The sequence below is a fragment of the Kitasatospora sp. NPDC024654 genome, from assembly GCF_055559155.1.
This window is the reverse complement of the sequence record NZ_JBVHLF010000182.1, coordinates 1-5,332: the sequence shown is the minus strand read 5'-3', so window position 1 is coordinate 5,332 and position 5,332 is coordinate 1. Positions and strand designations below refer to the sequence as shown.

General features: G+C 71.1%; 6 protein-coding genes. 5 read left to right on the top strand and 1 reads right to left on the bottom strand.

The features are described from left to right. Positions 1–215: 215 nt before the first annotated feature. A complete protein-coding gene (locus ACZ38L_RS38260; protein ID WP_465702555.1) occupies positions 216–782 on the bottom strand; it encodes a class I SAM-dependent methyltransferase in 567 nt (188 codons plus the stop codon). A 453-nt stretch (positions 783–1,235) separates the two neighbouring features. On the opposite strand from ACZ38L_RS38260, the gene ACZ38L_RS38255 reads away from it, so the two are divergent. From ACZ38L_RS38255 to ACZ38L_RS38235, 5 genes are all read left to right on the top strand, one after another. Beyond that, positions 1,236–1,688 carry a hypothetical protein gene (locus ACZ38L_RS38255; protein ID WP_465702552.1) on the top strand — a complete coding sequence of 151 codons (453 nt, stop codon included), beginning with the start codon at positions 1,236–1,238 and terminating at the stop codon, positions 1,686–1,688. A gap of 124 nt (positions 1,689–1,812) precedes the next feature. Next, positions 1,813–3,108 (top strand): hypothetical protein, encoded by a 1,296-nt coding sequence (locus tag ACZ38L_RS38250; RefSeq protein WP_465702550.1) that lies wholly within the window; start codon positions 1,813–1,815, stop codon positions 3,106–3,108. Between the two features lie 272 nt (positions 3,109–3,380). After that, positions 3,381–3,995: a 3'-5' exonuclease gene (locus tag ACZ38L_RS38245; protein ID WP_465702548.1), complete on the top strand. Its 615-nt coding sequence runs from the start codon at positions 3,381–3,383 to the stop codon at positions 3,993–3,995. After that, on the top strand, positions 3,992–4,198 hold the full coding sequence (locus ACZ38L_RS38240; protein ID WP_465702545.1) for a hypothetical protein: 207 nt from the start codon (positions 3,992–3,994) through the stop codon (positions 4,196–4,198). The genes ACZ38L_RS38245 and ACZ38L_RS38240 overlap by 4 nt, the downstream gene beginning before the upstream one ends. 357 nt (positions 4,199–4,555) lie before the next feature. Continuing rightward, a complete protein-coding gene (locus ACZ38L_RS38235; RefSeq protein ID WP_465702543.1) occupies positions 4,556–5,092 on the top strand; it encodes an RDD family protein in 537 nt (178 codons plus the stop codon). Positions 5,093–5,332 lie beyond the last annotated feature (240 nt).

Here is a 5,332-nt window from a genome sequence, read left to right as displayed (position 1 = left end):
GGTTCTTGATCATCACAATCAGAAACCTACGCAGGGTGCGGCGTTCGTTATCTCATGACACGAACCGACCCACACATGCGAGCGAAGAGCCCTAATAAGGCTGTGCTCACGCCGCGACCGGGCGGGCACGACATCCCATCAGCGATTTCGCTCCTGGCCGACCGGCAGGGGCACGATCTGTCAACAGGACTCGAAGTCCAGGGAAGAAAGAGTGCTCACCTGCTGGCGGCTACCGGGCACCGAGTCTGCCGGATGGAGCCTCGGTAGGTCTTATTAGGGAAGGCGTACATCACTTGGGGACCGAAGCACGGCGCCAGCGGCTCGGCGCAGGAGAACGCGAACACCGCGCCAGGGCTCAACCGGGGCAGCACCAGCGGCAACAGCACCTCGGGGTCGATGAACCAGGCTGCACCCCAGTTGGAGAACACCGCGTCCCACCGTGCCTCGGCGCGGGCCAGGTAGTCGGTCAGGTCGGCCTGGACCAGCGTGAGATTCGGTCCACCCGCCCACCACCGCCGAGCCCGCTCCATCTGTGTCGGCGAGAAGTCGACCGCGGTCACCCGCACACCGGCCCTGGCGAGTGCGACCGAGGCAACGCAGGTGGCACCGCCCAGCTCCAGCGCGGTCCGCGGGGCGTCGAGGAACTCCGCGCCGGGGCCGTGATGGGGGTACTGCGTCCAGTGCACACGGTCCGCCGCCGGGGGAGCACCGCCCTGGCCAGCGCCCGGCCAGTACGTGTCCCAGTAGTCGGCTTGGGTCAGCATCTGAGGCTCATCGCTCATGGCGCCGCCCCCGTCGCGCGAGATCCCGCTCCGCTCCGGGAAAACCGCCACCGACCAGCCGCCGGCTGGTGTCAGCATTTCTTCGACCATTCGCCCCAGGCGGCAACTCGATCTGCTCGCCGGTATCGAAGCCATGCCCCTGCGTCATCCCGCTCGCCCTCCCCGCGCTCGCCTCTCCAGGAAAGTACCCGCGGCGGGCAGCCACCTGAACAACCTGTTCCGGCACGGCGGCGGCACGGCCGGGTCTAAATGAGCGGTGTTGTCGGCGGGCGTCGATACAGTGGCGGTATACGGCAAGCCGCGCACGCCGTCCGTCGCCGCCACCAGCGCCCACGCCGCCCGGTGGCACCGCCGACCAAGGTCTCCCGGGGCCCGCGTCGACCCTCTGCCCGGCCACTGTGCGAGCTACGTCGGCGGGACGCGTGGGGACCGCCGGGACGGGAGCCGTGCATCATGCCGAAGAAGCAGCCCACCGCCAGCCGCAAGGCCCGGACCGACGCCCGGGCTGGCGCAAAGTTCACCACCGCGCGGCGTCACCACGAGGACGTCCGGCCGACCCCGGCCGAGCTGTCGGCGCTGGGCGTGGCCGACGCCGAGCGGTACGCCGCATCGTTCGGCGCCGACGACCACGGCCGGGACGCCAGCCAGGCCCGCAACAAGCTGTGGGACGTCCAGCAGTGGGAACAGCGGCGGGCCGGTCGTCCGGTGCGGCTGTGGAGCGTGCTGATCGAGGTCGGGTGCATATCTTCTGAGGATGGAAGCAAGACCGGGGTGCCCCGCGCAGACACGTATCTGCCCGCACCGTGGAGTGCCTCACGCAGGCGGCGTCCGCGCTGGTCGGCGCGACTCGCTCAACCCGCCTCGAAGGTCCCGGTGTCGAAGTTACCCGGCGTACCCCCTTCCTGATCAAGCACCAACGACAAACCTGCTGGTCACAGGCCTACGGCCAACCCTCAGAAGATACGCACCCATCGAGGTTCGGGCCGCCGCCCTGGACGCGGGCGACGCCTGGAAGCGGCTGAGCCTCTACATGCGCCGCCCGGTCCACCGCATTGGGGGGCCGCCCTGCTGGGCCTGGGAGATTGACTCCCCGAACTCGTCCGAGGAGCACCACCAGGAGATCGACCAGCTCGATGCGGCCGGCCTCGACGCGCAGGAGATCCGCCGCCTTCAGGCGGACTACCCGCGCGTGTTCGAGCACATCGACACTCGCGAGGCGCTCTACGGGCCGTGGGAGCAAGCCCACGTCGCCGACTACGTGGCTGCGCTCGGGAAGGCCTGCGACATGATCCTGGGCGGCCGCGGGATGACCGACAAGGACCAGCGCGCGTGGCTCGCCGAGGTCGACGCCCAGCGCGGCCCGCTGCCCGACGGGGTGGAGCTGACCTACTGGCGCGGCCACTGGCGGGTGGAGTTCCTGGCCGGCCACACCGAGGCCTCCGCGAAGGCGCGGGCCGCCGAGCTCGCGGCCAGCGTCGTGGACTACGCGGGCCTGCCCGCAGGGCGGGTCGTCGACGGCTCACTGGAACCCGACGATGGCTTCCGCCATACCAAGGACGGCCGCTGGCTGCACCCGGCCGCGTTCAACTCCGGCGGCCAAACCTGCCAGGACCTGTGGGACGACTACGACCACGTCGAGCGGCGCCGCAGCCTCGGCGACGACGTCGGCACCCGCTCGATCCTGCTCGACCTCTACCTGCAAGAGCGCCAGCGCCTGCGCGAGCAGTACACCCGGTCCACCGACAACCACGCCGCCCACGAGGCCAAGCTCCACACCCAGAACGACGGCACCCGCACCTACACCAGCTCCGGCATGATGCGCTTGGTCACCGCCAACGCCCGCACCCAGGCCAAGGGCAAGACGCCCACCGAGCTGCGCGCCATGGCCGAGCACGCCGACTACATGGCCACTCGTGTCTACGGCAAGGTCGTGGACTCCGACGACGACGTCCGCCGGATCGAGACCACCGAACACCGGGCCAAGATCTGGGCTGCTCTTGCCGACGAGATCGACGCCGCCACCGCCCTGGCCGGGCCGGGTGCCACCGACTGGCCACTGGTCGGAATCACCTGCCGCGCAGCCGACAGCGCCACCGGACCGGTGCTGGAGATCCTCGCCGAAACCAGCGACGGCGAGCACGACCTGGTCGGCCTCTGGCCCCTGGACACCACCGGCAAGCCCACCGGCCCCTACCAGGTCGTCCTGCGGCTGCGCCCGGACGGATCAGCGCACACCGTGTCAAGCCGGGAAGGAGCGGCACCCCGGCACCCTGCCGAAGTCGCCGCGTCCGAGCGGGCGCGATGGCTCGGAGTCCGGACCGCCTGATCGAGCAGCATTCCATCGGGCGGGTGAGAGCGCTGGAGCGGTGGCCTTCCAACTTGGTGGGCCACTGGTGGTAGGGCTCGCTCTTGCGGTCGAGACCGGCCAACGCGGGCAGTCCCGCGCACAGCTCTTCCCCCGGGCGGAGCCGGTGCTGTGCGCCCGCGCTACTGCTTGCCGCACGGCTTTGGCTGCCAGGTCCACGACCGTGACAAGCCGCACCACCGCCGGCACGGTCGAACCGGCCTCGGCTGGCCCGCCCCCAGTGAGGAGCACTTATGGACTACGGCACCTGGCCCCGAGTCTTCGTCGTGGACGTGGAAGGCAACGGCGCGCAGCCGCCGGACCTGGTCGAGGTCGCGGCGATCCCCGTGGAGAACGGGAGCCCGGTGCCGTCGTCCGCCCGCTCCACCCTGCTGCGCCCCCCGCACCCGATCTCGCCGTTCGCCACGCGGGTCCACCGCATCACCAACCAAGACGTCGCCGCCGCGCCAACGTGGGAGCAGGTCGGGGCTCAGGTGCACGCCGACCTGGAGGGCGCGTGGATCGCGGCGCACGCCGCCCACGTGGACTACGGGGTGCTGCGGCGGTACATGCCCAACTGGCAGCCGGCCGGGGTGCTGGACACCCTCCGGCTCGCCCGGGCAACCTACCCGAAGGCTGGCGGGTACAGCCTCGACGCGCTGATTGAGCTGACCGGCATCGAGCTGGCCGCCGTCCCCGGCCAGCGCCACCGCGCGGGTTTCGACGCCCACGCGACCGCGCTGCTCCTGCTCGACCTCGCCGGGCACTACGACACCTGGGACGCGCTGATTGCCGCCGCCGTCCCGCCCGGAATGCCCGGCGCCCCCATGCCCGGCACCCCCGACTTCGAGGAACAAACCCTGTGGTGACACCCCTTCGCCTCTGCATCGCCGGAACGCACTCGTCCAGCAAGACCACCTGGGCCCGGCGCATCGAGATGGAGCTGTGCCACCGGCATCACCGTCCAGCGCACCGGCGGCTTCCTGACAGCGTCGCGGAGTTCGCGGCAGCTATCCCCGAGGACAGTGACCGGCTCCGCCAGTGGTCCGACGAGGCCCCGGACATCTCCTGAGTGCCGCCGTCCCACGATCGAGGTCGGAGCGCGGGGTCGCCGCGCTTGGTCCGCCCGCCGCCTTGCCGGGGGCGGGCGAAGGCGCCGATCACCGGGTACCCGTTCGGCACGCCCCGTCGTCAATGCGCCGGCACGGCCCTTCGCTCAGGACGTGCCGACAAACCCGGATCGGGCCGAAGACTCGCTATCGTCCACGTCGGCTACGATCTGATGGCGGTGACCAACCGGCTCGCTGGGCTACGGGCTCGTGGCAGCGCTGACCGTGGTCACCGACGTCGGCGTCATTGACGCCCAGGTCCCGAAGCCAGGCCGAAACCGGTTTGCGTGACCGGGGCGGTCTCCTATTGGATCATGCTCATGAGTGAGTACCCGCCCCCTCCACATCCCTACGGCCACCCACTACCGGCTTACCAGTTCGGCCAGTTCGGCCAGGATGGCCCGGCACTCGGTGGGCCGCCCCAGGGTGCGCTGGCGAGCCAGGGGGCCCGACTCGCCGCCCGCCTGCTGGACGTGGTCATCATCCTGGCGGCTCTGGGCGTCGTGATTGGGCTCATCTGCGTACTCCAGCTGCTCTGGCAGAACACCGGTTACCTCATGGTCACCGCGATCCTGGGCATGCTCTGCTGCGTCGCCGTCCTGTGCTCCGAGCCGATCCTGACCTGGCGCTACGGCGCGACCCTCGGCAAGCGCGCCCTCGGGCTGCGGGTCGCCCGCCTGGACAACGGCCAGCGGCTCACCGCCGGTGGAGCGTTCGGCCGTTGGATCAGCTCCGTGGTGATGGGCTTCGTCCCCTTCCTGGGGCTGCTCAACGTCCTGTGGTGCTGTTGGGACACCCCGTACCGCCAGTGCCTGCACGACAAGGCGGCCAGCAGCGTCGTGGTCAGGACCCGGTAGCTCCCAACCCGCGCCGCACGCACCGGCCGGTGCTCCAGCGGCTCCCTGGCCTCATCCGGCTGCTCGCCCCCGGATGAGGCCAGGAGTGGTGCCAGGCCGGGGCTGAGCAGCCGGTGGGGGGGGGGGGGGGGTGGGGGGGGGGGGCCACCTCCGCCCCCCCCCCCCCCCCCCCCCCCGCCACTCCCACCCCCCCCCCACAAAAACCCCAGCCCCCCACGCCCACCCACCCAACCCCCACCG

Bases quoted from the DNA above. Each gene is read 5' to 3' on its own strand.
- ACZ38L_RS38235 (WP_465702543.1), top strand. From the start codon at position 4,556: ATGAGTGAGTACCCGCCCCCTCCACATCCCTACGGCCACCCACTACCG.
- ACZ38L_RS38260 (WP_465702555.1), bottom strand. From the start codon at position 782: ATGAGCGATGAGCCTCAGATGCTGACCCAAGCCGACTACTGGGACACG.
- ACZ38L_RS38245 (WP_465702548.1), top strand. From the start codon at position 3,381: ATGGACTACGGCACCTGGCCCCGAGTCTTCGTCGTGGACGTGGAAGGC.
- ACZ38L_RS38255 (WP_465702552.1), top strand. From the start codon at position 1,236: ATGCCGAAGAAGCAGCCCACCGCCAGCCGCAAGGCCCGGACCGACGCC.
- ACZ38L_RS38250 (WP_465702550.1), top strand. From the start codon at position 1,813: ATGCGCCGCCCGGTCCACCGCATTGGGGGGCCGCCCTGCTGGGCCTGG.